The sequence below is a fragment of the Nitrospira sp. BLG_2 genome (genome assembly GCF_049222245.1).
In genome coordinates this window covers 1-2,031 of the sequence record NZ_JBLYIG010000577.1, presented here as the reverse complement: position 1 = coordinate 2,031, position 2,031 = coordinate 1, and the positions used below count along the sequence as shown (strand labels likewise).

The following is a 2,031-nucleotide window of genomic DNA, read 5'->3' as shown; positions in this document are numbered from 1 at the left end:
GGCAGATGCCCTCCAGGACAGCATCACCGAGCCCACGAAACAGCAGCGAGCGGCGAAGACGATCAGCGACCACTTCATAGCTTCCAGTTACAGTAATGAATGACGCATGACGAATACTGCCTCCGCTACTCCAGCGGAATTGTAATGGCGATCCCACCCATCACATCGTTTAACTTGAAATCCTGCTTCGGGCTCAACGGATGACTGTTGTGACAGGTTACGCAGACTGAAGAAACAGCCCGGTCTGAATAGATGGCTTGGAAATACTGCTTCTTGCCGCTCGATACAATTCCGGTAACCGGCCGATCAGGCTGCCGCTGGAGCTCAGTCAGGGCCTTTCGTTCAAATTCGGTGGCGGGAGCGTTGCGTTGATAAATCGGGGAAAGTCCGATCAGTCTGTACCGGATACCTCGTCCACTCTCGGCTACCAATCGTCCGGAATGCTGAAGAAACTGAGCAGGAAGGGGAAGGGCATTGTCCTGCTCCCAATGTTCCGCCGCCGCGACGATACCTTTCTCATGCATGCGATCGACCACCTGGGTTGTGTAAATCGATCGGTCGGCTTCGAGTACGGCATGGACATAATCGGCGACTTTCTCCGGAGCAATGCCGACAAGGCTTCGGCTTTCCTTGGCGGATGGAAACGGAAGCCCGATCCAAAGTCCGCCTAAGAAGAGTGCGATGGTTGCGGCTCGGAATGCGAAGCGGCGGTTGTCCATGGACCTCCTTCCGAAGACATGGAAGAATTGGTCGGGAGCGTGACGATGCAGGCGGTACCGCGGCCCTCGACGCTCTCGATGCGAAGATCGCCTCCGAACTTCCGAATGATTCGCCTCGCCACCGTGAGCCCAAGGCCCGAACCTTCTCCCTGTCCCTTCGTCGTAAAAAACGGGTCAAATATCTTGGTCAAATGTTGCTTTGAGATGCCGGGACCGGTATCGGCGATTGTCACGGTCACAGTATGGTCCGACACGAGCGTCGTCAGTGTGAGTGTGCCGATACCCTGCATGGCTTGGACGGCATTGGTCAGAAGATTCACAAACGCTTGCCGAAGTTGATCCGGGAATGCCAATACGGACGTATTGCCCGCATAGGTCTTGTGGATCACGATATTCTTCATCTCTACGGTGGTTTTTGCAGTGGCCAACGCTTGATCCAGTTCCTGCTCCAGATACACCGGGATCGGCTTGTCGGTGGCTTCGCGGCTGGCTATGCCGGTAAAATCTCGAATGATCGTCGCCATGCGACGACCATGAGTCACAATGTCTCGGGCGCAGCTCTTGATGTGCTGCAAGTCCTGTTCATCCTGAATGACTTCTCCCAATCCGATGATTCCAAACAAGGGATTATTGAGTTCATGACCGATTCCGGCGGTAAGCACACCCAGGCTTCCGATCTTTTCCGCTTGGACCAATTGGTCTTGCAGCCGGCTCTCGTCCGTCGTGTCTCGAAGCACCAACCCAATGTTGTCTTCTTCTCCTGGTTTCGCAGGTAATCGGAACCATTGATAACGATAGATGCGTGAAGCGATGTGGAGTTCAGTGCGAGGTTCCGCTGTTTCATGACCCGCGTTCGGCGTCAGTGGATCTCTTGGCACTGTCTCACGGTCGATCACCTCTGTGGTGAGCGATGGATCCCCATCGGTATGAAATTCCGCTTGGAGCCGTTTCTGATCAGCTGGGTCGAGCGGAAGAATCGTGAACAGCGATGCTCCTGACATCGATTCCTGAACCTGGAAGATCTCGCGCGCCGCTCTATTAATGTAGCGCACCACTTCGTGGGCATCGATTAAGAGGATCGGGGTGGGAACGGCATCCAGGATTTGATCCGTAGATCGCTGGAGGACCTGAACCTCCTGGGTCTTCAATTTGACCTGGTCGGTCAGTCCCGCGAATGCGGCTTTCAACTGATTATTCATTCGATTAAATTCTTCGGCCAAGTCTTCCAATTCGTCACCCGTGTTGATCTGAATAGGCGTCCGCAGGTCACCACGCCCGATGGCCTGCGCAGCCTGTTGCAGTTGCCGTACGG

At 54.7% G+C, this 2,031-nt stretch carries 2 protein-coding genes; both read right to left on the bottom strand.

What is annotated here, in order from left to right; all coding sequences use genetic code 11:
• Positions 1-125: 125 nt before the first annotated feature.
• Positions 126-719: a Tll0287-like domain-containing protein gene (locus tag ACOSYY_RS15465; RefSeq protein WP_421663489.1), complete on the bottom strand. Its 594-nt coding sequence runs from the start codon at positions 717-719 to the stop codon at positions 126-128.
• Positions 668-2,031: sensor histidine kinase (locus ACOSYY_RS15460; RefSeq protein WP_421663488.1), on the bottom strand; the 1,364-nt coding region annotated here is incomplete at its 5' end. The genes ACOSYY_RS15465 and ACOSYY_RS15460, both read right to left, overlap by 52 nt.